This window comes from Leisingera aquaemixtae, assembly GCF_019801145.1.
In the GTDB taxonomy this organism is placed as follows: Bacteria; Pseudomonadota; Alphaproteobacteria; order Rhodobacterales; family Rhodobacteraceae; genus Leisingera; species Leisingera aquaemixtae_A.
The window spans coordinates 500,174-523,201 of record NZ_JAHVJQ010000002.1; the positions used below are offsets into that span (position 1 = coordinate 500,174).

Sequence of the window (23,028 nt, forward strand, 5' to 3'; positions counted from 1 at the left end):
GCACCGCCGGGCAGCGCCCGACCCTCCCCACGGGAGGGCGCTTCGCACCCACCCAGGGCCGGGCGCAGCCCTTCTCAAAACAAATGGCCGCACAGGCCCCCGCAAAAGGACCCTAACCCATGGCTCCCAAAGTTCTCATCTCCGACAAGCTTTCCGAAGCTGCCGTCCAGATCTTCCGCGACCGCGGCATCGACGTCGACTTCCTGCCCGACGTGGGCAAGGACAAGGACAAGCTGGCGGAAATCATCGGCCAGTACGACGGCCTCGCGATCCGCTCCGCCACCAAGGTGACGGAAAAGATCCTGGAAAACGCCGAAAACCTCAAGGTGATCGGCCGCGCCGGCATCGGCACCGACAACATCGACAAGGAAGCCGCCTCCAAGCGCGGCGTCATTGTGATGAACACCCCGTTCGGCAACATGATCACCACTGCCGAACACGCCATCGCGATGATGTTCGCGGTTGCCCGCCAGCTGCCGGAGGCCTCGGCCTCCACCCATGCCGGCAAGTGGGAAAAGTCCAAGTTCATGGGCGTTGAACTGACCAGCAAGACCCTAGGCGTGATCGGCGCCGGCAATATCGGCGGCATCGTCTGCGACCGCGCCCGCGGCCTGAAGATGAAAGTGGTCGCTTACGATCCCTTCCTCAGCAACGACAAGGCTGACAAGATGGGCATCGAAAAGGTCGAGCTGGACGAGCTGCTGGCACGCGCCGACTTCATCACCCTGCATGTGCCGCTGACTGACCAGACCCGCAACATCCTGTCCAAGGAAAACCTGGAAAAGACCAAGAAGGGCGTGCGCATCATCAACTGCGCCCGCGGCGGCCTGGTGGACGAAGCCGCACTGGCGGAGCTGCTGACCTCCGGCCATGTGGCAGGCGCTGCCTTTGACGTGTTCTCGGTGGAACCGGCCAAGGAAAACGCCCTGTTTGGCCTGCCCAACGTGGTCTGCACCCCGCACTTGGGCGCCGCCACAACCGAGGCGCAGGAGAACGTTGCCCTGCAGGTGGCGGAGCAGATGTCCAACTACCTGCTGACCGGTGCGGTTGAGAACGCGCTCAACATGCCCAGCGTCACCGCCGAGGAAGCCAAGGTCATGGGCCCGTGGATCAAGCTGGCCGACCACCTGGGTTCCTTCGTGGGCCAGATGACCGACGAGCCGCTGCGGGCGATCAACATCCTCTACGACGGGGTTGCGGCCGGCATGAACCTGGACGCGCTGAACTGCGCGGTGATCGCGGGCATCATGAAACGCTCCAATCCGGAAGTGAACCTGGTCTCCGCCCCGGTTGTCGCCAAGGAGCGCGGTGTTCAGATTTCCACCACCAACCAGGATAAATCCGGCTCCTTTGACGGCTACATCAAGGTGACCGCGGTGACTTCCAAGCGCGAGCGCTCGGTGGCTGGCACCGTGTTCTCCGACGGCAAGCCGCGGTTCATCCAGATCAAGGGCATCAACATCGAGGCGGATGTGGGCGCGCATATGCTCTACACCACCAACGAGGACGTGCCCGGCATCATCGGCACCCTGGGCCACACCCTGGGCGATCACGGCGTCAACATCGCCAACTTCACCCTGGGCCGGTCCGAGGCAGGCGGCGAAGCCATCGCGCTCCTTTATGTGGATGACGAGGTCCCGGCAGAGGTGCGTGCCAAGCTTGCCGAAACCGGGCTGTTCAACCAGATTAAGCCGCTGGCATTCGACGTCATCTGACGACCGGGCCCTAGTGCTGAACTTGTAAACGGTTCAATCGGAAACGCCGCCCGGCTATAAGGGCGGCGTTTTCATTTTTTCGGCGCCTTTCCGGCAAAGGATCCTGACATGACCAGCCCAATCTACGCCATTGGCGATATCCACGGACAGCTTGAGATGCTGGAACAGGCGCTGGCGCTGATCGAAGCCGATGGCGGCCCGGACGCCCGCATTGTCTTTCTTGGCGATTATACCGACCGCGGGCCTGACAGCTGCGGCGTGATTGACCGGTTGATGCAGGGCCAGTCCGAGGGCCGCAACTGGATCTGCCTCAAGGGCAACCACGACCGCATGTTCTCGATGTTCCTGGAGGACTACCCGCGCAACGACGCCCGGCTGCTGGTCGGCTACCACTGGCTGCACGACCGTATCGGTGGCATGGAGACCCTGCAATCCTACGGCGTTGGCGTGGAGGAGGGCGACCGCATCTACCAGACCCACGCCCGCGCCCGCGCCGCAGTGCCACAGGCGCATCTGGACTTCCTGGCAGGCCTCAAACCCCACCACCAGGAGGGCGAACTTCTGTTCGTCCACGCAGGCATCCGCCCCGGCCTGCCGCTGGAGAGCCAAAGCGAGGACGACCTGATCTGGATCCGGCAGGAATTCCTCAATGACGAGCGCGCCCACTCCTGGCTGGTGGTGCATGGCCACACCCCCGGAAAACGGGCGGAGCACCACGTGAACCGCATCAACCTCGACAGCGGTGCCGGCTACGGCCGCCCGCTCACCGCCGCCGTTCTCGAAGGCCGCGACTGCTGGCTGCTGACGGAAACGGGCAGGGTGCCGCTGGAACCCTGATCCCCTCTTTCATCTTTCCGGAAATACTCTGGGGGTGAGGGTCATCCCGGAAACGATCCGGAGGATCATTTCAGACCCGAACGGGCGAAGCCCAGCTGGAAGGCCGAGGGGGCAAAGCCCCCTCAAATAACCGTCACGTCCAGTCCAGCACCACCTTGCCGCTGGAACCTGATTTCATCGCCGCAAAGCCTTCGGCGAAATCATCCACGCCGAAGCGGTGGGTGATGACCCGGCTCACATCCAGCCCGTTCTGCAGCATCGCGATCATCTTGTACCAGGTCTCGAACATCTCGCGCCCGTAGACGCCCTTGATGGTGATCGCCTTGAACACGATGCGGGACCAGTCGACCGGCGATTTGCCCGGCGGAATGCCCAGCAGGGCAATCTTGCCGCCCATCACCAGCGCCTCCACCATCTGATCCAGAGCCGCCTGGCTGCCGGACATTTCCAGTCCGACGTCGAACCCCTGTTTCATGCCCAGTTCGCGCACCACATCCCGCAGCTCTTCCTGGGCCACATTCACCGTGCGCACCGCCGGCACCACATGCCGGGCCAGCGTCAGGCGGTCCGGGTTGATGTCGGTGATCACCACATGCCGGGCGCCTGCGTGCTTCGCCACGGCTGCCGCCATGATGCCAATGGGGCCGGCCCCGGTAATCAGCACGTCCTCGCCCAGCAGGTCAAAGCTGAGCGCGGTATGCACCGCGTTGCCCAGCGGGTCGAGGATGGCGCCGATCTCGTCCGGGATATCATCCGGCAGCGGCACCACATTGAAGGCCGGCAGTTTCAGATACTGGGCAAAGGCGCCCTGCTCGTTCACCCCGATGCCGCGGGTGCCGGGGTCGAGGTGGAACTTGCCGGCGCGGCTCTGGCGCGAGTCCGTCTTGATCAGATGCCCCTCCCCGGAGCAGCGCTGCCCGACCGCCAGATCCTCCACATTGCGGCCGATCTCGACGATCTCGCCCGCGAACTCATGCCCGGTGATCATCGGCACCGGCACGGTGTGCGATGCCCATTCGTCCCAGTTCCAGATATGGATGTCGGTGCCGCAGATGCCGGTCTTCTTGACCTTGATCAGCACCTCGTCGGGGCCGATTTCCGGCACCGGCGCCTGCACCATCCACAGGCCCTCCTGCGGATGGCTTTTCTCCAGCGCCTTCATCGTGTTCGGACGGCTCATCAGATCACCCCCAGTTCCTTGCCCACCTTGCCGAATGCCGCCAGCGCCCGGTCCAGCTCATCCCGCGTCAGCGCCGCATTCATCTGGGTGCGGATGCGGGCCTGGCCGCGCGGCACCACCGGGAAGAAGAAGCCGGAGACATAAACGCCCTCGTCGAATAGCCGGGCTGCCATGTCCTGCGCCAGCTGCGCCTCGCCCAGCATCACCGGGATGATCGGATGCTCACCCGGCAGCAGGTCAAAGCCCAGCTTTTCCAGCCCCGCGCGCCAGTATTTCGCATTTTCGAACAGCTGCGCCCGCAGGCCGTCCCCTTCCTCCACCAGCCGGATCGCCTCCAGCCCGGCAGCAACAATCGATGGCGGCAGCGAATTGGAGAACAGATAGGGCCGCGCCCGCTGCCGCAGCAGGTCGATCACTGGCTGCGGCCCGGCGATGTAACCGCCGATGGCCCCCCCAAGTGCTTTGCCCAAGGTTCCCGTCAGGATGTCCACGTCCACCCCGAAATGCTCTGGCGTGCCGGCCCCCGTCGCCCCCATGAAGCCGGTGGCGTGGCAGTCATCCACCATCACCACCGCATCGTATTTGTCGGCGAGCGCCCGGATCTCCGGCAGCTTGGCCAGATAGCCGTCCATCGAGAACACGCCGTCGGTGGCGATCATGATATGCCGTGCGCCGTCCTCGCGGGCCTGCTTCAGCCAGGCCTCCAGGTCGTTCATATCGCTGTTCAGGTAGCGGTAGCGCTTGGCCTTGCACAGCCGGATGCCGTCGATGATCGAGGCATGGTTCAGGCTGTCGGAGATGATCGCATCCTCCGGCCCCAACAGCGGCTCGAACAGCCCGCCATTAGCGTCGAAACAGGCCGCGAACAGAATCGCGTCATCCTTGCCAAGGAACTTTGCCAGCCTTTGCTCCAGCTCCCGGTGAATGTCCTGGGTGCCGCAGATGAATCGGACAGAGGCCATGCCGAACCCCTTCGGCTCCATCGCGTCCTTGGCGGCTTTGATCAGGGCGGGGTGGTCGGCCAGACCCAGATAGTTGTTGGCGCACAGGTTGATAACTTCCCGGCCGCCAACCGTGATCTCGCCCCCCTGCGGGGAGGTGATCATTCGCTCGCGCTTGTACAGCCCCTCGGCCTCGATCTGGGCCAGCGTGTTGGAGATGTCGGTCAGAAAAGCAGTGGACATGCGCAAACTCCCTTGGTGTCTCGAGTCGCGTGTCTATCATAGCGGATACGTTTCCGGAATACAGGATTTCAGGATTGCGGAAAAAAATCCGTGAAACTGGACGCCGTGGGTGGAAATCCGCCAGCCCGGGCTATCTGCCCCTGCAAAAGGGAGGACGCGGAATGGCAAAGGTCACTGGCATCGGCGGGGTATTCATCAAGGCGCGCGGCGACGCCAAGGCGCTGGCCGCATGGTACCGCGACCACCTCGGGCTGGAATTGGAGGAGTTCGGCGGCGCTGTCCTCAATTGGAAGGACGACACGGCAGAGGACGGCGGCCTCACCGTCTGGGGCACCGCCGATGCGGACGGCACTTGGTTTGATCCCAGCACCGCCGGTTTCATGATCAACTACCGGATCGACGATATGGACGGGATGATCGCGCAGCTCACGGACGCAGGTATTTCCGTCCTGAAAGGGCCGGACGCCTATGAGAACGGCCGTTTTGCCTGGATCATGGACCCGGAGGGCAACAAGGTGGAGCTGTGGGAGCCGAAGCTTTGGGACGAGAGCAACAAGGGCTGACTTCCCGAAAGAAACCGCCCAAAAGAAAACGCGGCCCCCTCCCGGGGACCGCGCTTCCAATCAGCAAAGCTGCCTGGCTTATGCCAGTTCCAGATTCACCGCCGACTCGCGGCCGTCACGGCCGGGCTCGATGTCGAAGGTGACTTTCTGGTTGTCGGCGAGGCCGGTCAGGCCGGAACGCTCAACAGCGGAAATGTGCACGAACACATCCTTGCTGCCGCCCTCGGGCGCGATGAAGCCGTAGCCTTTGGTGGTGTTGAACCATTTTACGGTGCCGGTGGCCATATCCGTAGTCTCCTAGAGTTTTTGCTGCCCGCGGAAGTGCGGCAGCCTGGCGTAGTCGGTCTGGATCGAGAGACTGAAAGCGCCGGTAAACGGGAGACAGTGGATCGACAAGAATAACGTTAGCGGACCACATATGGGCCGGTCCCCCGAGTCGTTCAAGGGGAATGTGCATAAAAGGCACAAGGTGGGGATTTCCTGCCGAAGGATGCCGGGGCGGTCTCAAGACGCAGGACGGTCACAGCAATACCTGAGCGCGTGTGCCCGCTTGACGAATGCCACAGCACACGCTGAATTCAATGTTAGATGTGTTTGAAATGATTAAAAAGGTGAAAGCCAGAGTAAGCGAACCAAATACCGTAAGCCCACACAGCGGTTATAGCTGCGGCCGCGCTGAAGGATTGGTCCAGCTCCCATACGACAGGCACAAATGAAAAGTATGTCAGCACAGTAACCACAAGTGTAGTTGCAGGGCGTCTCTTTAAAGTGCGAGGATAAAAACCAACCATGTTTTCACCATTTTAAAGCAACTTTGAGTATCGAATTTTAGTTTTAGACTGAGACACATAACTCAATTTAGCCTGAAGATGCTTGGCGGCATTCGTCACCTCAAGCATTCTTCACAATCAAAAACACCCGCGCAGGCCCCTCGGGCGCGGTGATCGAGTGGGCCACATCGGCGGCATAGCGGGCGGTGTCGCCTGCCTGCAGCTGGTCCCTGGCGTTGCCGGAACTCACCGCGATCTTGCCTTCCAGCACCGTCAGCTGCTCCACCGCGCCGCGGGTGTGGGGCTGGCTGACCAGCGCGCCGCCCTGGTCGAACCGGATGTCATAGACCTCATGCCCGCCGGCCTCCTCCGGCGGCGACAGGATGCGGATGCGGCAGCCCTGGCCCATGTTCTCGATCTTGGGCACGTCCGCCGCGCGCAGCACCTCGATCCGGTCCTGCATGTCGCCCGCTTCCAAGAGACCCGCAAAATCCACCTGCAGCGCGCGGGTGAGGTTCCACAGCGTCGCAATGGTGGGGGAGCTTTCGCCGCGCTCGATCTGGCTCACCATCGAGCGGCTGACGCCCGACAGGTTGGCGACCGCCTCCAGGCTCAGGCCTTGGGCGCGGCGCGCCTCCTTCAGGCGGGCGGGCAGCAGGGTCAGGATATCGTCTGTGTTTTCCGTCATGACGGATTCTCTGCGCCGATGGGCGGCATTTGTCAATTGATCCGGCAAACTGCGGATGCTGCGCCGCGGCGGTGCACAGGGGGTGTACAAGGGGTGCACGGGGAGTGACGCCGCGTTTCTATGACGGCACGTCCCGGCAGACAGGTCCATGCTGCGGGCGCATAATGGCGCCAACGCAGGAGTTGAGGAGAAAAAACAATGACTGACATCGTGATTCTGGACGGCGCCCGCACCGCCATCGGCACCTTTGGCGGCGCGCTGGCAAACACCGCGCCGATCGACCTGGCAGCCACCGTGTCCAAGGCGGCGCTGGAACGCTCAGGGGTGGAGGGCGGCCAGATCGGCCATGTGGTGTTTGGCCACATCATCAACACCGAACCCCGCGACATGTACCTGAGCCGGGTTGCCGCCATGCAGGCAGGTGTTCCGGACGTGGTGCCGGCAATGAACGTGAACCGCCTCTGCGGCTCCGGCGTTCAGGCAATTGTGTCAGCTTATCAGTCGCTTGCCTTGGGGGACGCAGAGTTCGCCCTGGCCGGCGGCGCCGAGAACATGTCGCGCAGCCCCTACATCATCCAGCAAAGCCGCTGGGGCGCCAAGATGGGCGATGTGAAATCGCTCGACATGATGCTGGGCGCGCTGAACTGCCCGTTCGGCACCGGCCATATGGGGGTGACGGCTGAGAATGTCGCCGACGAGCACGGCATCACCCGCGAGCAGATGGATGACTTTGCCCTGACCAGCCAGAGCCGCGCCGCGGCGGCGATTGAGGCGGGTCATTTCAAGTCCCAGATCACCCCGGTCGAGGTCAAGGTCAAGCGCGACCTGGTGCCCTTTGAAGTGGACGAGCACCCCAAGGCCACCACGCCGGAGGCGCTGGCGGGCCTGAAGGCGGTATTCCAGAAAGACGGCCGGGTAACTGCCGGGAATGCCAGCGGAATCAACGACGGCGCTGCGGCTGTTGTGCTGGCCACGGCGGTGGCGGCTGAACGGGCCGGGCTGAAACCGAAGGCCCGCATTCTGGGCTATGCCCATGCGGGTGTCCGCCCTGAGGTCATGGGCATCGGCCCGGTGCCTGCCGTGCGCAACCTGCTGGAGAAGACCGGCCTTTCTGCCAGCGACTTCGACGTGATCGAGTCGAACGAGGCCTTCGCCTCCCAAGCCTTGGCCGTGAACAAGGAACTGGGGCTGGATCCGGCCAAGGTGAACCCCAACGGCGGCGCCATCGCGCTGGGTCACCCCGTGGGGGCAACAGGAGCCATCATTACCCTGAAGGCCCTTTATGAACTGGAACGGACCCGCGGCTCCAAAGGGCTGATCACAATGTGCATCGGCGGCGGTCAGGGCATTGCCTTGGCCATCGAACGTCTTTGATTTCAACAGGCTGGGGGCTGGTTCGCGACTTGCCCCCAGCTGCGGAGCAGAATGCAACAGCTCAGGAATTTGCCGATAAATTTTTACGCTACCATATCCGTCATACGCAATTTAAAGTAGTAATTAGAATACCCAGCGAGTGGGAGCCGACTCGCCGGGACTGCCCGGTTCGGTGCGCGGCCGCATCGTCTTGGGGATTTGAGGGCTGGCAGGACAGATTACACTTAGCGTGATCCCGGGGCAGCCTTCATGTGCGATAAGGGGATTGCTGTGGCGGTCAAGGTTTTGCTTCTGGAAGATGACGATGGGGTAAGATTTACCTTCAGCATGGCTTTGCAGGATGCCGGGTATGATGTACGGCCCGTCTCCAGTTGTGCAGAAGCAATTGCCGCGCTGGCCGACTTTGAGCCGGGCATCCTGATCCTGGATCTGAAGATTGGTGAAGAAACCTCGCTTCCAGTAGCGGATTACGCTGCCCTTCTGCGCCCGGATATTCCCGTCGTCTACATCACCGGCAGCCGGCTGTTCACCGGCGGAGAGCTCTTCGGGCTGAGCCGCAACATCCGCTGGGTGCTGCACAAGCCGGTTAACCTGACCGACCTTCTCAGCATGGTTGATTACGTGACGAGCAAGGCGGTTTCCGCGGAAGCGAGCTGATCGGCGCAGGCGGCGGCCGGTCAGCTGAAGGAAATGGTGAAGACAGCGCCTTTTCCGGGTTCCCCATCGGCAAGGAATTTCCAATTGTGCCGGCGGCAAATTTCGGCGCAGGTCGAAAGCCCGATGCCGCTGCCCTCGATTTCGCGGTGGGCACGATGGAAAGGCTGGAGGATAAGCTGCTTGTCCTCTGGCGCGAAGCCGGTCCCATTGTCGGCAACCGAAAGCTCCCACCGGTCCCGCTCTGCACCATTCATCCGGATCGAAATTTCAAGAACCCGCTCCGGGTGCCTGTACTTGATCGCATTGGACAGCAGGTTGGTCAGGACCAGATGCAGCAGGGTCGGGTCCGCATGGAGCCTGAAACCGTCGCCTATGACCCGGAACTTTCCGCCGCAGGCTTCGAGCTCCTGCGCCAGGCTCGTGCAGGCCTCAGAAACCGCGTCCTGAACGGTGATTTCCTGAATGTTGATCCCGGCGGATGTGGAGACCGAATGCTCCAGCAGTTCGGTTGTCAGCCGGTCGATCTGACCGGTGGCCCGGGTCATGTGCTGCAAGAACTCCCGCGCCGTGTCAGGCAGCCCTGCGGCGTAGTGTTCGGAGAAGAACTGCAAGGAGCCAGCCAGAGTGTTGATCGGTGTGCGCAGATCATGAGAGGCCGCATGGGCAAAGGCCTCCATGGACAGGAGTGTTTCCTGCAGCTTCAGGTTGGCATCCTTGGCGTTGCGCAATTCACCGCGCAACTGGCTGCGCAGTTCGTTCATATGCCGCAGGGAGTCCACGGTGACCCGCAGCTGGTCGTGTGTCAGCAGGATGAGCCGTTCACCCCGGGTGTCGGCCCGCAGCAGGGAGACGCGGAATTCCGTTTCCGATGATCCATTCGTCCGGATGCCGCTTGCCATCGGCAATGTTGCAACGCCGTTAGCCGTGCCATGCCGGAGCCTTTCGATCACGCGGTCCGGTTCCAGCAAGGTCAGGCTGCTGATGCAGCTGCCGCTAAGTGCCCCGCTGTCTGGCGCTATTGCGGGTGCAAAGCTGCGCTCAGCCCGCCGGTTGCAGACCAGGATGCGGCCGTACCAGTCAAGGATGAAAGAGGCATAGGGGGATGCCAGAAAGGCGCTCGCAAGGAGGTTGGAGGCCGGGCTGTTCACCTCTGCAGTCACTGGCATGCACCCGCAGGATGCATGCCGTCTGGCTGCAGACAGCGGCAGGCGGCACAGAGCGGGTCCTGCTGGGGTGACGGTGCCCGGCTCAGGCGCCACTGCAGCAAGCGCTTTCCTTTACCGTACACCCGCGGCTCACTCCGGTCCGCTGCGGTAGAGCTGCAGTCCGCCGAAGACATGTGTCGTACGGCCCGCTTTGTCCCGCCTTGCCCGTGCGAACAGCTCCCCGCTTGCGTAGCTGCCGTCGCTGGTGCGCAGCCGCAACTGGTAGTGGAAGGACTGCCCTATCGTCAGCACATCTTGCAGTCCGTCTTTTATGAAGTCCCGGTCCTCCTCGTGAACACGCTCCAGCAGTTTTTCCACCGACGGAACGTCTGTGCCTTGTTTATAGCCCAGCAGGCCGTACATCGGCGGGTTCCAGACCGGCACGTTGTTCATCACGTCGAAGGAGAAAATACCGACGGACAGATGGTTCTGCACCGCAACGCTGCATCCGAGCATCAGGTCGCGCTCGTCGAATTTGGCCTTGTCCCAGCACACACCGATCAGCTGGATGTTTTCGCCATGCGAATCCTGGAACACCATCAAGCTGCCGGCAATGTTCAGGGTGTTGCCGGTATCGTCAAAGAACCGCGCCTCGAATTCGAAGGAGCCGCCGTCGACAAACAGCCGGTCCAGTCTTGATTGCAGGCTTGTGCGGTCCTCGGGGTGGACCCTGGCCAGCAGGCCGTCGAGGCTCAGGCCGGCTGTTTCATCGTCGATGCCGAGAATGGCGTGGGATTCGGGGGAGAGATATGTTTCGTCGGTTTGCAGGTTCTGGGTCCAGAAGCCAACCCGCGTGACCTTGCTGACCAGCCGCAGGACGTCATTGAAGGGCTCATTGTCGAACCGGGTCACCGTAATGGAGAGGCCAATCAGCTTTTGGTGCAGGTCCAGGACCGGGGAGAGGATCAGAGTATAGTAATCGCTGCCGGACAGGACCGGAATGCGCCGGGTTTCCTGCAGCCGAAGCACTGTATTTGCGATCGGCGCCAGGGCCGGAAAACCGCTGGGCAGATGGCAGTGGCTAAGGTGCAGGCCGGTTGGAGGAAGTTCGCCAATGCCGAACACATCCTGCGCCACGCGCGACAGCCGCCGGATGATCAATGCCTGATCAGCCAGGGCCACGGCATAAGGCGAAGATGCCAGCATCGCTTCCAGCTCGGACGCCAGCGCCTGGCGCTCTGCCGAGCTGATCTGCAATTCCTCGTTGACGGTCAGCAATTCCTCATTGGTGGATTGCAGCTCTTCGTTGGAGGTTTCCAGCTCTTCATTGGTGGCCTGGAACTCCTCGTTGGTGGATTGCAGCTCCTCGTTTGAAGACTGCAGCTCCTCGTTGGCGGTCTGAAGTTCCTCAATCGTCTGTTGCAGCGCCTCCTGAGTGGAGCGGATTTCCAGCTCCATCCGCTCGACATACTCGCGCTGATCGCGGTCGGAGATTTCCTCGAATTTGAGTTCTTTTTCTTCCTCGAACTTGGAGTTGATTGCCAGCAGGCAATGCACCTCGCCGCCCTTGTGGTTGAGGAAGGGGAACGCCTGGAGCTGAACCCGGTTGCCGGTGGGCAGGGAAACGCTATGCCAGCGCCCATCGCGGCGCTCTTCGTTTCGGATAGACACCGCGATCAGGCTGGAGGCCTCGCTGCGCAGCGGGTCGATCAGCATCTTCACGTTCAGCGAGGTCGACATTCCGGCCCGGATCTCGCTGTAGACGCTGATATCGCCCAGGACCTCGATGATGTCGCCATTGCGGGTGCAGATCAGCCCGTTGGGCGCCACGGACCGCGCAAGAGAGAGTTCAGCCTGCGCAGCCTGCTCTGCCGCTGCCTGTGCCGCAGACTTCCGCAGGGTGCGGGTTCGCAGGTAGGAGGTTCCGGGTGAGCTCGAGGAAACGGTCAGTTCGCCGGAAATGCCGCGGCGCTTGCCGAAGATCTTGTCCGCACCCTGACGGGCTTCGAAATAGATACCCATCTCGCCCACGGTTTCGGACGTGCCCAGGAACAGCAAACCGCCCGGGGCCATCGAATAATGCAGCCTGGTGAGCACCCGTTCCTGCAGCGCCAGGTTGAAATAGATCAGAACGTTGCGGATGGTGACCAGGTTGACATTGATGAAGGGCGGATCCTGGAACACGTTGTGGCGCGAAAACAGTGTCACGCTGCGCAGTTCCTGCCGCACCGTGATTTCGTTCTCGCCAAGGACAAAATACTCCTTCAGGTAGTTGGGAGGAATATCCTGGGCCGCGGAGATCGGGTAAATCCCCTTCCTCGCCACTTCGATGGCGTTCTGGTCGATGTCGGTGGCAAAGATCTGAACGTTGTTCTTGGTCAACGCGTGAAGGCCGCCCAGATACTCTGCTATGAGAATGGCAATCGAATAGGCTTCTTCACCGGTGGCGCAGCCAACCACCCAAACCCGGATCGGGCCAGGGCCGTGGTTTACCAGCTGCTTCTCCAGATGCTCATTCAGCTTGCGGAATTGTTCCGGGTCGCGGAAAAACTGGGTGACCGAGATCAGCAGATCGCGGTGCAGAGCGTCGACCTCGTCGAGGTTCGTCCGGCAAAAATCGACATAGCTCTCATAGTCTTCGATACCCAGCGCCGTCATCCGCCGGGCAATCCGGCGGTTCAGGGTGTTTTCCTTGTAATTGGCAAAATCAACCCGGGTGCGGGCCTGGAGGATGCCGAACAATTCGCTAAGCTTGCTGGGTTCGCCGGCAGCGGGCCGCAACTGGTCCAAGTTGCGGGGCTGGGCAAGAATCTTCTCAGTATGCTCGCCAATCTGTTCCGGTGTCAGGGTCAGATCGATGCAGCCGGTTTCAATGGCCGAGACCGGCATTCCGTCGTATTTCGCAGAACCTGGCTCTTGTGCAATGGTAATCCCGCCGCCTTCGCGGATTGACGGTAAGCTTTAGCTGTCATCACTGCCGGTGCCTGCCAGAACGATGCTAACGCAGCGTTCTCCGCACTCTTCGGCAATGCTTTTGAACAGGGGGTCGGCGAATGGCTTTGCAGATGCCGGGTGCTCTGCGGGATCGCGCAGACGCAGCTTGCTGCCCTCAAACGCCACATCATTGTCTGGCGGCGCGATGTAAATGGTGCCCGGAACGGGGTCGGTTTCGCCGTCCAGTTCCACCACCGGCAGTGTTGCTTCGCGGGCAATCAGCGAAGTCAGATCGCTTTTTTGGGAGGGCGAAATTTGCTGGGCGATCACATAGATGGTGTTGTCTGTACGGGGGAGATTCTTTACCAGAAGCAACAGCGCCTCCAGACCGTCAGCGGAGGAGGCAATACAGGCTACATGGAGACTGCTGTTGTCCGCACCGGCTTTTGTGTCCTGTTCCAGGTCTTCCATGCGATTAACGGTCTTCTTATTTGGGCTTCAAGCACACCTATCCTGCCTGCAGCTTTCCGCCGACGGCTCCAGCCAAGCTATGCGGTGGCGCAATAATTGTCGATCATCTTCAGCAGTTGGCCCTTGTGTCACCGGCTTGGGAGCAAACCCGTTCATGCCCAGCCCCTTGACAATAGCATCGTCGTGATAGGCTACATCAGCGGTCACCGCAACGATCGGCAGACTGCTGGGGGGATCGACCGGAGCAGCGCGAATTTGCCGAGTCGCCTCGACCCCGGACACCCGCGGCATGTGCAGGTCCATAAGCACCAGACCGTATTCGTTCGGCGCGCTGCTGAGCATGTCGATGCTGGCTTGACCATCTTCGGCAATTTCAACGTCAACCCCAAGCGCCACAATGATTTCTCGCATCATGTATCGCGTGAATTCGTCATTTTCGACGAGCAGGACTTTCCGCGGGTTGTTCATCAGCTGGTTCCGTCTGTGCTGCGGCTGCGATCAGAAACAGGTATCCGGTCACGGCATTGTCTCGAGGGTGACCAAGCCGGCTCCTCAGTGGTTCCGCAAAGTCAGGTGTTTCAGCGGGATGGCCGACCTTGGGTCCCACTGGCATCATGGGACTCTTTCAACCTGCGGCCAACGTGTCCGAGCCGGCCGCAGATCTTCTTTTGGGTGATTTGTAGCCCGTAACACACTTTTGGCGGTATTGTTCTGGTAAGCCCTTCAATCCGCGGCGTTTATCAGGTCAGCAAGGCGATGACGGCAAAGATCCCGGTGGCGCCGGCCGCGCCCAGAACGGCAGGAGCCACCCAGCTTCTGTTGCTGACAGGCCGTATGCCATTCTGCGCGGCCTGCGCGATCAGCGCCTGTTCCACCAGTGCGGGCAGGCGGGGACCAAAGCGGGCCATCACCTTGGCGGTGTCCAGCAGGTCGGTGACGACAGCGCGGGGGCCGATGGATTTCTTGATATAATCCTCGACCACCGGCCGGGCCGCCTCCCAGATGTTGATACGCGGATCGAGCGAGCGGGCGACGCCCTCGACCACCACCATGGTGCGCTGCAAGAGGATCAGCTCGGTGCGGGTTTCCATGCCAAAGCGTTCGGTCACTTCGAACAGGTAGTTCAGCAGGCGGCCCATCGAGATCTGCGAAGCGTCCATGCCGAAGATCGGCTCACCCACCGCGCGCAGGGCGCGGGCGAATTCGTCGACGTCCCGGTTTGCGGGCACATAGCCGGCCTCGAAATGAACCTCGGCCACGCGTTTGTAGTCGCGCTTGATGAAGCCATAGAGAATTTCGGCATAAACCCGGCGGGTGTATTCGTCGATGTGGCCCATGATGCCGAAGTCGTAGGCAATGATATCGCCGTTGGCCGCCACCTTGAGGTTGCCCTGGTGCATGTCGGCGTGGAAGAAGCCGTCGCGCAGCGCATGGCGCAGGAACAGAGACAGGACACGGTCAGCCAGCAGCTTGCGGTCATGGCCCGCCGCATCCAGCGCCTCATTGTCGCCGAGCGGAATGCCGTCGGCCCAGCCCATAGTCATCACCCTGCGGGCGGAATAGGCCCAGCGGATTTCGGGCAGCTGGAAGCCTTCGTCCTTGGCTGTATTGGCAGCAAATTCCGAAGCTGCAGCGCTTTCCAGCCGCAGGTCCAGCTCGCCCTGCACAACGCCGTCGAAATGCTCGATCACATCCATCGGCTTCAGGCGGCGGGCGCCGGGCGCGAACAGGTCAACAATGCGGGCGGCAAAGTAGAAGGCATCGACGTCCTTGTTAAAGGCGCGCTCAATGCCGGGGCGCAGCACCTTGACGGCCACTTCCTCGCCGGTTTCCTTCAGCGTTGCCCGGTGCACCTGGGCGATGGAAGCGGCGGCGATCGGGTCGCTGAAGTCAGAGAATATCTCGGAGACCGGGCGGCCCAGCTCCTTTTCCACTTCGGCCAGCGCCGCGGCGCGAGAGAACGGCGGCAGCTTGTCCTGCAGGACACGCAGCTGGTTGGCCAGATCCTTGCCCACAACGTCGGGCCGCGTCGAAAGCACCTGGCCGAACTTGATGTAGGCAGGCCCCAGCGCGTTCAGCGCGCGGGTTTCGGGCGGCATCAGCGGATCGCCCTTGTAGCCCAGCCATTTGAACGGCCAGCCCAGCAGCCGGGCCAGCACCCGGATCGGCTTTGGCGCCTCGAACGCCTCCAGCACCGAATGCATGGCCCCGGTGCGCTCGAAAGTGGCGCCTGTGCGGATCAGGCGCAGAATATTATGAGGGCCGCGCATGGATTAGATCTTCCAGCCCGAGTGCAGGCAGGCAATGCCCATCGACAGGTTGCGGTACTTGGCGTTCCCGAACCCCGCCTGCTTTACCATGCCCAGGAAGGTTTCCTGATCCGGAAACTTGCGGATCGATTCCACCAGGTACTGGTAGCTGTCGTAATCGCCGGCAATCATCTGCCCCATCCTTGGGATCACGTTGAAGGAATAGAGGTCGTAGAGCTTCTGCAGACCGTCATTCGGAAGCTGCGAGAACTCCAGCACCATCAGCCGGCCGCCGGGGCGCAGCACCCGGTAGGCTTCATTCAGCGCTTCCTGCGGTCGGGTGACGTTCCGGATGCCGAAGGAGATGGTGTAGACGTCGAATGTGTTGTCCTTGAACGGCAGCTTCATGGCGTCGCCGGTGACCCAGTCGAGGCTGTCGGCCATCTGTTCGGCCTCGGCGCGCTTGCGGCCCTCCTCCAGCATCGGGCGGGTGAGGTCCAGCACGGTGGAGTGGCCGTGCCCTGCGCGTTTCAGAAATCGGAAGGAAATGTCGCCGGTGCCGCCCGCCACATCCAGCAGCCGCTGGCCGGGGCGCGGTGCCAGCCAGTCCATCATCGCGTCTTTCCAGACCCGGTGGATGCCGACGCTCATCACATCATTCATGATGTCGTATTTCGAGGCGACCGAGTTGAAGACCCCCTGCACGCGGCCTGCCTTCTCCTCCTCGCGGACGGTTTCGAACCCGAAATGGGTGGTGTTGTCGCTGGTGTTGCTCATCAGGCTTGCCGTTTGCTGAGTTTGGCCCTTGTTATAAGGCGCTGTGGGGCAGGCACAATGCGGCCCGTTGGTTCAGGAGGGGTGTAATGCCAGAATTGCCCGAGGTCGAGACGGTGAAACGCGGTTTGGCGCCTGCGATGGAAGGCGCGGTCATTGTGAAGGCCGCTGTGAACCGCCCGGATCTGCGCTGGCCGTTTCCGGAGCGGATGGCGGAGCGGCTCACCGGCGCAAGGGTCAAAGGCCTTAGACGGCGGTCGAAATACATACTGGCCGATCTGGATACCGATGAAACCCTTCTGATTCATCTGGGCATGTCCGGGCGGATGACCGTCTCAGGGGACCCGCTGGGGCAGTTCGCGCATGAGCACCCGCAGGCAGAAAAGCACGACCATGTGGTGCTGGACATGGACAATGGCGCCCGCATCACCTTCAACGACCCGCGCCGGTTCGGGGCGATGGACCTGCTGGAGACGGCGACGGCAGATGCTCACAAGCTGCTGGCGGTGCTGGGGCCGGAACCCTTGGGCAATGATTTTCACGAGGACCATCTGATTGCGGCTTTCAAGGGGCGCAACACGCCGGTGAAATCTGCATTACTGGATCAGGGAATCATCGCAGGGCTTGGTAACATCTATGTCTGCGAAGCGCTCTTCCGTGCGGGAATTTCGCCACGCCGCAAGGCCGGGCAGATTGCCGCGCACAGGGTTGCGGCCCTTGTGCCGATCATCCGTAACGTGCTGCAGGACGCCATCCGCGCGGGTGGGTCATCGCTCAAGGATTTCAGGCAAGCCTCTGGTGAACTTGGATATTTTCAGCATAGTTTTGATGCCTACGGGCGCGAGGGAGAGCCCTGCCGGCGCGAAGGTTGCGCCGGGTCAATTGCCAGAATCACCCAATCGGGGCGCTCCACCTTCTACTGTGTAAAGTGCCAAAGATAGCTTGATCAAAGGGACCCTTTTGGTAAGGACTCGGATCTGAACGGAACAACCGAAAGAGAAATCATGGCCTACGAGACGATCAACGTCGATGTGCAGGACCACGTTTGCCTTATTAAACTGAACCGCCCGGAGGCGATGAACGCGCTCAACCAGGAACTTCTCGGCGAGCTGTGTGACGCTTTGGAAGAGGCTGACGCCAGCGACAAGGTGCGCTGCATTGTGCTGACCGGTTCGGAAAAGGCTTTCGCCGCGGGTGCCGACATCAAGGAGATGTCGGAGATGACTTTCACCGAGGTGTTTTCCATCAATCTGTTTGCCGATGCCAATGACCGCATCTCGGCAATCCGCAAGCCCATCATCGCGGCTGTGGCCGGTTATGCGCTGGGCGGCGGCTGTGAGCTTGCGATGCTGTGCGATTTCATCATCGCGGCGGAAACCGCCAAGTTCGGCCAGCCTGAGATCAACCTGGGGGTCGTTGCGGGCATCGGCGGGACGCAGCGCCTGACCCGCTATGTGGGCAAATCCAAATCCATGGACATGAACCTGACCGGCCGCTTCATGAACGCTGAGGAAGCAGAGCGCGCGGGCCTGGTGTCGCGGGTGGTGCCGGCCAAGAAGCTGATTGAGGAAGCGACTGCGGCAGCCCAGAAGATCGCGGAGAAATCTCTTCTGACCGCGATGGCCGTCAAGGAAGCGGTGAACCGCTCCTACGAGCTGCCGCTGAACGAAGGCATTCTGTTCGAGCGCCGGGTATTCCACTCGATGTTTGCCACCGAAGACCAGAAAGAAGGCATGGCTGCCTTCCTGGAAAAACGCGAGGCGCAGTTCCGGGACAAGTGAACCCGGTATTTGGCGAAGACGATCAAGCGGCGGGCCGGACAGCCCGCCGCATTTGCATTCCGGGACGGTGCGCTTGCATTTCCGCGCAGAGTTGGATAAACGCCGCCCTCATACATGCGCGTGCAGCCCGCTCAGGCTAGAATCACACCGGTGGTCCGACCCGGGGTTGGCTGGCATTGCGTCCGATTGAAACAGAACCCGAGATAAGGTCAGACACCATGGCAAATTCGCCCCAGGCCAAGAAGCGCGCACGTCAGAACGAGAAGCGCTTTGCCGTCAACAAAGCCCGTCGTTCGCGCATCCGCACCTTCCTGCGTAAAGTTGAAGAAGCCATCGCTTCCGGCGACAAAGAAGCTGCAACCGCTGCTCTGCGCGCGGCTCAGCCCGAACTGATGCGCGGCGTCACCAAGGGTGTGTATCACAAAAACACCGCTTCCCGGAAAATCTCGCGCCTGTCCGCGCGCGTGAAGGCGCTGGGCTGAGATTCGCTCTGCTGAGCAGGCTCACGAGCCATTGAAAAGTTGTCAGGGCGCTGCAAATTGCAGCGCCTTGTTTTTTAGGAAAAGCCTTGGCTGACTGCGGTGGGCGCAGGAGATTCTTTGCCGCCAAAGACAGAGTCAACATCATAGTTTCGTTGCCGCTCCCCCCCTCAAATTGCTACCACTGTTTCAGCGATTCACTCGCTGGGGGGACAGGCTGCTTGCGGCAATCTTGACGGGCATCAAGGTTGCCAGGTTGCTCGGCACAGGGCGCATATTCATGCGCGGTACTGGCCGGGATCCACTGCTGTATCGGTTATGGTCAGCAGCCTTGTCTCAATTGTGTGCGATACTGTTCGTAACGGCATATCCGCCGCGTGCTGCGGCTGTTTTTGCTGTTTTCAGCGAACGTCAAGCCTCCGGGCAATGCGGCCTACTGCTGGTCCGCACACGATAGCCCTGTGCGTGAATGCCCCCCGGGTGGTTGGGGGTAAGAATAGAATTGGCCCGGCAAAGGGGCCGCTGCTTTTTTGGGGATGCGTGAGGCGCAGCATGACAGAAGAAAAATGGGGACAGCTCAGAAACCGGCTGTTGAAGACGGTTGGTCAGAACAATTTCAAGACCTGGATTGAGCCCCTTGAATTTGACACCGTGGACGGCGGCGTTGCCGTCTTTAAGGTGCCTACAAATTTCATGGGAAATTACGTCAGCCAGAACTTTGCAGATCTGATTCTGCATGAGCTCAGCATGTCGGGCGAGCATGTGCAGCGCTTGGCCTTCCGGGTCGCGGCCAACAGCCCGTCCCGTCCGGCGGGCCCTGCTGCCTCTGCTGAGGCCTATGGCGATGCTGAGGGCGATGTGGCGGTCATGGCTGCACCTGCGGCATCGGCAGCAGCCTCTGCTGCTGGCAAGGACACGCTGGAAGCGCTGCAGGCGGCGCCGCTGGATCCGCGCTTCACCTTTGACAGCTTTGTGGTCGGCAAGCCGAACGAACTGGCGCATGCTGCCGCGCGCCGCGTCGGCGAGGGTGGTCCTGTCACTTTCAATCCGCTGGTTCTGTATGGCGGCGTGGGCCTGGGTAAAACCCACCTGATGCACGCCATCGCCTGGGAGCTGAAGGAAAAGAATCCGTCGCTGAACGTGCTGTACCTGTCGGCGGAACAGTTCATGTACCGGTTCGTGCAGGCCCTGCGCGAGCGCAAGATGATGGACTTCAAGCACCTGTTCCGCTCGGTCGACGTGCTGATGGTGGATGACGTCCAGTTCATCGCAGGCAAGGACTCCACCCAGGAAGAATTCTTCCATACTTTCAATGCGCTGGTAGATCAGAACAAGCAGATCATCATCTCTGCCGACCGCGCCCCAGGCGAGATCAAGGATCTGGAGGAGCGGGTGAAGTCGCGCCTGCAGTGCGGCCTGGTGGTGGACCTGCACCCGACCGACTATGAACTGCGTCTGGGCATCCTGCAGACCAAGGTGCAGCAGCAGCGCGAGACCTACCCGGACCTGCGTATCGCAGACGGCGTGCTGGAGTTCCTGGCGCATCGGATCTCGACCAACGTGCGCGTGCTCGAAGGCGCGCTGACCCGGCTGTTCGCCTTTGCCTCGCTGGTGGGCCGCGAGATCGACATGGACCTGACCCAGGACTGCCTGGCAGACGTGCTGCGCGCCTCGGAGCGCAAGATCACCGTCGAGGAAATCCAGCGCAAGGTCTCCGAGTACTACAACATCCGCATGTCCGACATCATCGGCCCCAAGCGCCTGCGCTCCTATGCGCGCCCGCGCCAGGTGGCGATGTACCTGTGCAAGCAGCTCACCAGCCGCTCTCTGCCCGAGATCGGCCGCCGGTTCGGCGGGCGCGACCACACCACCGTGATGCACGGTGTCAAGCGTATCGAGGAGCTGAAGCTGACCGACGGCCAGATTGCCGAGGACGTCGAAATGCTGCGCCGGTCGCTGGAAGCCTGACGCGCGCATAGCTGAAGCTGCAAACCCCAAATTGCACTGCGGCCCCGGTTTCCGGGGCCGTTTTTTTGTTGACTCAACGGCGGCCGCGCAGACCCATAACAGCGGTGAATGCCGGGTATCACAGAAAACGAAGTTTCATGGCTCGTAAAACCGGTCATAACGGCGCCCTGGATGAGGAGCGCGGCATGACAGATCAGACGCCTAACAACATGGACACGCCCCGCGGGCTTGCCTTTGCCATCACCGCCTACCTGCTGTGGGGATTTTTGCCACTCTACATGAAGGCGTTGTCGCACATTCCGGCGGCTGAGGTCGTCACTCACCGGGTGATCTGGTCGGTGCCGGTGGCTGGCGCGCTGCTGATCATCCTGCGCCGCACCAAGGAACTGCGGGCAGCGCTGAAAAATCCGCGGATGCTGGGAATGGCCTGCATCACCGCGGTGCTGATTTCTGTCAACTGGGGTATCTACGTCTGGTCTATTGCAGCCGGACGGGCGCTGGATGCCGCGCTTGGCTACTACATCAACCCGCTGTTCAGCATCGCTCTCGGCGCCATCCTGCTGCGCGAACCGCTCGGCAAGGCGCAAATAGCTGCTGTTGCGCTGGCGGCGGCGGCTGTGCTGGTGCTGACACTGGAAGCGGGACGGGTGCCTTGGGTGGCGGTCGGGCTGACCCTGACCTGGGGGTTCTACGCCTTTTTCAAGAAATCCCTGCCGATCGGCCCCAATCAGGGCTTCCTGCTGGAGGTGCTGATCCTGCTGGCACCTGCGCTTGGCTATTTCGCTTACCTGACCGCCACCGGCAGCAGCAACTTTGGTGCCTCACTGACGGACACCTGGCTTCTCCTGGGCTGCGGCGTGGTTACGGCGGTGCCGCTGATCGTCTATGCCAACGGTGCCAAGCTGGTGCGGCTCTCGACCATGGGGATCCTGCAATACATTGCCCCGACGATGATCATGCTGGCCGCTGTGCTGCTGTTCGGCGAGGAATTCGGCCGCGCCCGGATGATTGCCTTCCCGATGATTTGGGCCGCGCTGGTGATCTACTCAGTGCCGATGATCCGGCAGATGCGCAAACGCCCCGGCTGAAAGAGGTTCAGCCGTCTGACTGGGCGCCCTCGACCACACCTACGATCGGCCCCATCATGAACCCGGCATCACTGCGGCCCAGCTGCGGCGCGTGCAGGCGCGAGATATTGCCATCGAAGTAGAGCGCATTCGGCAGCTTCAGATGGTCACGGAAAAGGCTGCCGAACTGGTGAAACGTCACCGCATTGCGCGAGATCGCAAAGACCGCGCGCGTGCCATCTGCCGAGGTGCCGACACCGTTGCGGATGTAATAGCTGTCCGAATCGGGCAGGAAGCGCGGATGCAGCTCGCCGTCAATCACCAGCATTGGTCCGGATTGGGTTGCATAGGTGCAGGCGGGGGCGGCCTTCTCGAACGCAAGGGTTTCAAACACATCCGCCCGGCCGTCACGGATGCACAGTACGCCGTTCGGCAGCAAGCCGAAATTGCCGGGACCGGCGTTGGTCACCAGCCGCATTTCCTCACCGCTTTCATCGACATAGAGGCCGACGGGGGAGCGGTCGCTGTGGTACATGCCGGCGTTGGTTGCAAAGGCCAGCGTCTTGCCGTCCCCTGCCAGCGCTTCTTCCAGCTTCGAGAAATGGCCGTAGACTTGGCCGTTGCCGTCGCGCAGGAACAGCTGCAGCTGCTCCTTGACGGCGTCGACCTCGCAGATGGTGAACCGGCTGCCCTCAAAGGCCACATCGCTGCATTCGACCGCGCCGGCCGCCGGAGCGGTCCAAATCGCGGCCAGCAGCAAGGCAGCCTTGCGGATCACTCTTCCACGTCGCGGCGCACCGCGTCCTGGCTCAGCATTCGGCGGGTTTCGTCCATCTGGTCGAAGGTTTCGTCCAACCGGAACCGCAGATCCGGAGTGAACTTCAGCCCCAGTTTCTTGCCGACCATCCGGCGCAGTTCGCCCTTGTTGCGGGCCAGGAGCTTCAGCACGTCTTCCTGCCCCTTGCCGCCCAAGGGCAGCACAAAGGCGGTGGCGATTTTCAGATCGGGTGAGGTGCGCACCTCACCCACGGTGATCGACATGCGGTTCAGGTCCGGGTCATGCACGTCGCCGCGCGCCAGCACTTCAGAAAGCGAGCGGCGGATCAGTTCGCCGACGCGAAGCTGGCGCTGGGACGGGCCGGGGCCATCGTGGAATTTGTTCTTTGCCATAGTTCCGATCTATGCCGGATCG

The 23,028-nt window shown here is 61.6% G+C and carries 21 protein-coding genes and 1 pseudogene; 10 read left to right on the forward strand and 12 right to left on the reverse strand.

Features of this window, described 5'->3' with window-relative positions:
* Positions 1–119: 119 nt before the first annotated feature.
* Together serA and KUW17_RS07005 are read left to right on the forward strand one after the other, a co-directional pair.
* Entirely contained in the window at positions 120–1,715 is a 1,596-nt protein-coding gene (gene serA / locus KUW17_RS07000) for a phosphoglycerate dehydrogenase (protein WP_222477230.1), read from the forward strand.
* Positions 1,716–1,823: 108 nt separating this feature from the next.
* Positions 1,824–2,552, forward strand: a complete 729-nt coding sequence (locus KUW17_RS07005; protein WP_222477232.1) for a metallophosphoesterase family protein — start codon at positions 1,824–1,826, stop codon at positions 2,550–2,552.
* Positions 2,553–2,685: 133 nt separating this feature from the next.
* Here the strand turns inward: KUW17_RS07005 and tdh are convergent, their stop codons facing one another.
* Both tdh and KUW17_RS07015 read right to left on the reverse strand, forming a co-directional pair.
* Entirely contained in the window at positions 2,686–3,714 is a 1,029-nt protein-coding gene (gene tdh, locus KUW17_RS07010; protein WP_222477593.1) for an L-threonine 3-dehydrogenase, read from the reverse strand.
* Positions 3,715–3,731: 17 nt separating this feature from the next.
* Positions 3,732–4,916 (reverse strand): glycine C-acetyltransferase, encoded by a 1,185-nt coding sequence (locus tag KUW17_RS07015; RefSeq protein WP_222477240.1) that lies wholly within the window; start codon positions 4,914–4,916, stop codon positions 3,732–3,734.
* A 161-nt stretch (positions 4,917–5,077) separates the two neighbouring features.
* Between KUW17_RS07015 and KUW17_RS07020 the strand changes: the two genes are divergently transcribed.
* Positions 5,078–5,479, forward strand: a complete 402-nt coding sequence (locus tag KUW17_RS07020) for a VOC family protein (RefSeq protein ID WP_222477248.1) — start codon at positions 5,078–5,080, stop codon at positions 5,477–5,479.
* Between the two features lie 78 nt (positions 5,480–5,557).
* On the opposite strand, the gene KUW17_RS07025 is transcribed toward KUW17_RS07020, so the two are convergent.
* Positions 5,558–5,764, reverse strand: coding sequence for a cold-shock protein (locus tag KUW17_RS07025; protein WP_039184356.1), 207 nt, complete (start codon positions 5,762–5,764; stop codon positions 5,558–5,560).
* 606 nt (positions 5,765–6,370) lie between these two features.
* Entirely contained in the window at positions 6,371–6,937 is a 567-nt protein-coding gene (locus KUW17_RS07030) for a helix-turn-helix domain-containing protein (RefSeq protein WP_222477250.1), read from the reverse strand.
* 198 nt (positions 6,938–7,135) lie between these two features.
* Here KUW17_RS07030 and KUW17_RS07035 point away from each other — a divergent pair, with 198 nt between their 5' ends.
* Positions 7,136–8,311, forward strand: a complete 1,176-nt coding sequence (locus KUW17_RS07035; RefSeq protein ID WP_222477252.1) for an acetyl-CoA C-acyltransferase family protein — start codon at positions 7,136–7,138, stop codon at positions 8,309–8,311.
* A gap of 249 nt (positions 8,312–8,560) precedes the next feature.
* Positions 8,561–8,968, forward strand: a complete 408-nt coding sequence (locus KUW17_RS07040) for a response regulator (RefSeq protein WP_261397042.1) — start codon at positions 8,561–8,563, stop codon at positions 8,966–8,968.
* A 20-nt stretch (positions 8,969–8,988) separates the two neighbouring features.
* Here KUW17_RS07040 and KUW17_RS07045 read toward each other — a convergent pair whose 3' ends face one another.
* The 6 genes and pseudogenes from KUW17_RS07045 to ubiE form a co-directional block, all read right to left on the reverse strand.
* On the reverse strand, positions 8,989–10,134 hold the full coding sequence (locus KUW17_RS07045) for a sensor histidine kinase (protein WP_222477264.1): 1,146 nt from the start codon (positions 10,132–10,134) through the stop codon (positions 8,989–8,991).
* 129 nt (positions 10,135–10,263) lie between these two features.
* Entirely contained in the window at positions 10,264–12,135 is a 1,872-nt protein-coding gene (locus KUW17_RS23465) for a PAS domain-containing protein (protein WP_315899389.1), read from the reverse strand.
* A pseudogene (locus KUW17_RS23300) lies at positions 12,121–13,518 on the reverse strand (CheR family methyltransferase); the annotation flags it as partial. The gene KUW17_RS23465 and the pseudogene KUW17_RS23300, both read right to left, overlap by 15 nt.
* A 27-nt stretch (positions 13,519–13,545) precedes the next feature.
* Positions 13,546–13,986 (reverse strand): response regulator, encoded by a 441-nt coding sequence (locus KUW17_RS07055; protein WP_226429923.1) that lies wholly within the window; start codon positions 13,984–13,986, stop codon positions 13,546–13,548.
* A 272-nt stretch (positions 13,987–14,258) separates the two neighbouring features.
* Positions 14,259–15,788 (reverse strand): 2-polyprenylphenol 6-hydroxylase, encoded by a 1,530-nt coding sequence (gene ubiB, locus KUW17_RS07060; protein WP_222477266.1) that lies wholly within the window; start codon positions 15,786–15,788, stop codon positions 14,259–14,261.
* 3 nt (positions 15,789–15,791) lie between these two features.
* On the reverse strand, positions 15,792–16,544 hold the full coding sequence (gene ubiE, locus KUW17_RS07065) for a bifunctional demethylmenaquinone methyltransferase/2-methoxy-6-polyprenyl-1,4-benzoquinol methylase UbiE (protein ID WP_222477268.1): 753 nt from the start codon (positions 16,542–16,544) through the stop codon (positions 15,792–15,794).
* A gap of 86 nt (positions 16,545–16,630) precedes the next feature.
* Here ubiE and mutM point away from each other — a divergent pair, with 86 nt between their 5' ends.
* The 5 genes from mutM to rarD all read left to right on the forward strand — a co-directional run bounded on the left by mutM (position 16,631) and on the right by rarD (position 21,857).
* Positions 16,631–17,482, forward strand: a complete 852-nt coding sequence (gene mutM / locus KUW17_RS07070) for a bifunctional DNA-formamidopyrimidine glycosylase/DNA-(apurinic or apyrimidinic site) lyase (RefSeq protein ID WP_222477270.1) — start codon at positions 16,631–16,633, stop codon at positions 17,480–17,482.
* 63 nt (positions 17,483–17,545) lie between these two features.
* On the forward strand, positions 17,546–18,322 hold the full coding sequence (locus KUW17_RS07075) for an enoyl-CoA hydratase (RefSeq protein ID WP_222477278.1): 777 nt from the start codon (positions 17,546–17,548) through the stop codon (positions 18,320–18,322).
* A gap of 218 nt (positions 18,323–18,540) precedes the next feature.
* Positions 18,541–18,804, forward strand: a complete 264-nt coding sequence (gene rpsT, locus KUW17_RS07080; protein WP_008556347.1) for a 30S ribosomal protein S20 — start codon at positions 18,541–18,543, stop codon at positions 18,802–18,804.
* Between the two features lie 549 nt (positions 18,805–19,353).
* On the forward strand, positions 19,354–20,769 hold the full coding sequence (gene dnaA, locus KUW17_RS07085) for a chromosomal replication initiator protein DnaA (protein WP_222477287.1): 1,416 nt from the start codon (positions 19,354–19,356) through the stop codon (positions 20,767–20,769).
* Between the two features lie 185 nt (positions 20,770–20,954).
* Positions 20,955–21,857 (forward strand): EamA family transporter RarD, encoded by a 903-nt coding sequence (gene rarD, locus KUW17_RS07090; RefSeq protein WP_222477289.1) that lies wholly within the window; start codon positions 20,955–20,957, stop codon positions 21,855–21,857.
* Positions 21,858–21,864: 7 nt separating this feature from the next.
* Here rarD and KUW17_RS07095 read toward each other — a convergent pair whose 3' ends face one another.
* A complete protein-coding gene (locus tag KUW17_RS07095; RefSeq protein WP_222477298.1) occupies positions 21,865–22,614 on the reverse strand; it encodes a phosphodiester glycosidase family protein in 750 nt (249 codons plus the stop codon).
* Positions 22,611–23,006: a 30S ribosome-binding factor RbfA gene (gene rbfA / locus KUW17_RS07100; protein ID WP_222477305.1), complete on the reverse strand. Its 396-nt coding sequence runs from the start codon at positions 23,004–23,006 to the stop codon at positions 22,611–22,613. Before rbfA ends, KUW17_RS07095 begins: the two co-directional genes overlap by 4 nt.
* Between the last annotated feature and the right edge of the window lie 22 nt (positions 23,007–23,028).

What these genes read in the sequence shown, in the direction of transcription:
- KUW17_RS07015 (WP_222477240.1), bottom strand. Translation starts at nt 4,916, where the DNA reads ATGTCCACTGCTTTTCTGACCGACATCTCCAACACGCTGGCCCAGATC.
- KUW17_RS07030 (WP_222477250.1), bottom strand. Translation starts at nt 6,937, where the DNA reads ATGACGGAAAACACAGACGATATCCTGACCCTGCTGCCCGCCCGCCTG.
- mutM (WP_222477270.1), top strand. Translation starts at nt 16,631, where the DNA reads ATGCCAGAATTGCCCGAGGTCGAGACGGTGAAACGCGGTTTGGCGCCT.
- ubiE (WP_222477268.1), bottom strand. Translation starts at nt 16,544, where the DNA reads ATGAGCAACACCAGCGACAACACCACCCATTTCGGGTTCGAAACCGTC.
- rpsT (WP_008556347.1), top strand. Translation starts at nt 18,541, where the DNA reads ATGGCAAATTCGCCCCAGGCCAAGAAGCGCGCACGTCAGAACGAGAAG.
- KUW17_RS07025 (WP_039184356.1), bottom strand. Translation starts at nt 5,764, where the DNA reads ATGGCCACCGGCACCGTAAAATGGTTCAACACCACCAAAGGCTACGGC.
- rarD (WP_222477289.1), top strand. Translation starts at nt 20,955, where the DNA reads ATGACAGATCAGACGCCTAACAACATGGACACGCCCCGCGGGCTTGCC.
- ubiB (WP_222477266.1), bottom strand. Translation starts at nt 15,788, where the DNA reads ATGCGCGGCCCTCATAATATTCTGCGCCTGATCCGCACAGGCGCCACT.
- KUW17_RS23465 (WP_315899389.1), bottom strand. Translation starts at nt 12,135, where the DNA reads ATGGGTATCTATTTCGAAGCCCGTCAGGGTGCGGACAAGATCTTCGGC.
- KUW17_RS07035 (WP_222477252.1), top strand. Translation starts at nt 7,136, where the DNA reads ATGACTGACATCGTGATTCTGGACGGCGCCCGCACCGCCATCGGCACC.
- tdh (WP_222477593.1), bottom strand. Translation starts at nt 3,714, where the DNA reads ATGAAGGCGCTGGAGAAAAGCCATCCGCAGGAGGGCCTGTGGATGGTG.
- KUW17_RS07020 (WP_222477248.1), top strand. Translation starts at nt 5,078, where the DNA reads ATGGCAAAGGTCACTGGCATCGGCGGGGTATTCATCAAGGCGCGCGGC.
- KUW17_RS07045 (WP_222477264.1), bottom strand. Translation starts at nt 10,134, where the DNA reads ATGCCAGTGACTGCAGAGGTGAACAGCCCGGCCTCCAACCTCCTTGCG.
- KUW17_RS07075 (WP_222477278.1), top strand. Translation starts at nt 17,546, where the DNA reads ATGGCCTACGAGACGATCAACGTCGATGTGCAGGACCACGTTTGCCTT.
- KUW17_RS07040 (WP_261397042.1), top strand. Translation starts at nt 8,561, where the DNA reads ATGTGCGATAAGGGGATTGCTGTGGCGGTCAAGGTTTTGCTTCTGGAA.
- rbfA (WP_222477305.1), bottom strand. Translation starts at nt 23,006, where the DNA reads ATGGCAAAGAACAAATTCCACGATGGCCCCGGCCCGTCCCAGCGCCAG.
- serA (WP_222477230.1), top strand. Translation starts at nt 120, where the DNA reads ATGGCTCCCAAAGTTCTCATCTCCGACAAGCTTTCCGAAGCTGCCGTC.
- dnaA (WP_222477287.1), top strand. Translation starts at nt 19,354, where the DNA reads ATGACAGAAGAAAAATGGGGACAGCTCAGAAACCGGCTGTTGAAGACG.
- KUW17_RS07055 (WP_226429923.1), bottom strand. Translation starts at nt 13,986, where the DNA reads ATGAACAACCCGCGGAAAGTCCTGCTCGTCGAAAATGACGAATTCACG.
- KUW17_RS07005 (WP_222477232.1), top strand. Translation starts at nt 1,824, where the DNA reads ATGACCAGCCCAATCTACGCCATTGGCGATATCCACGGACAGCTTGAG.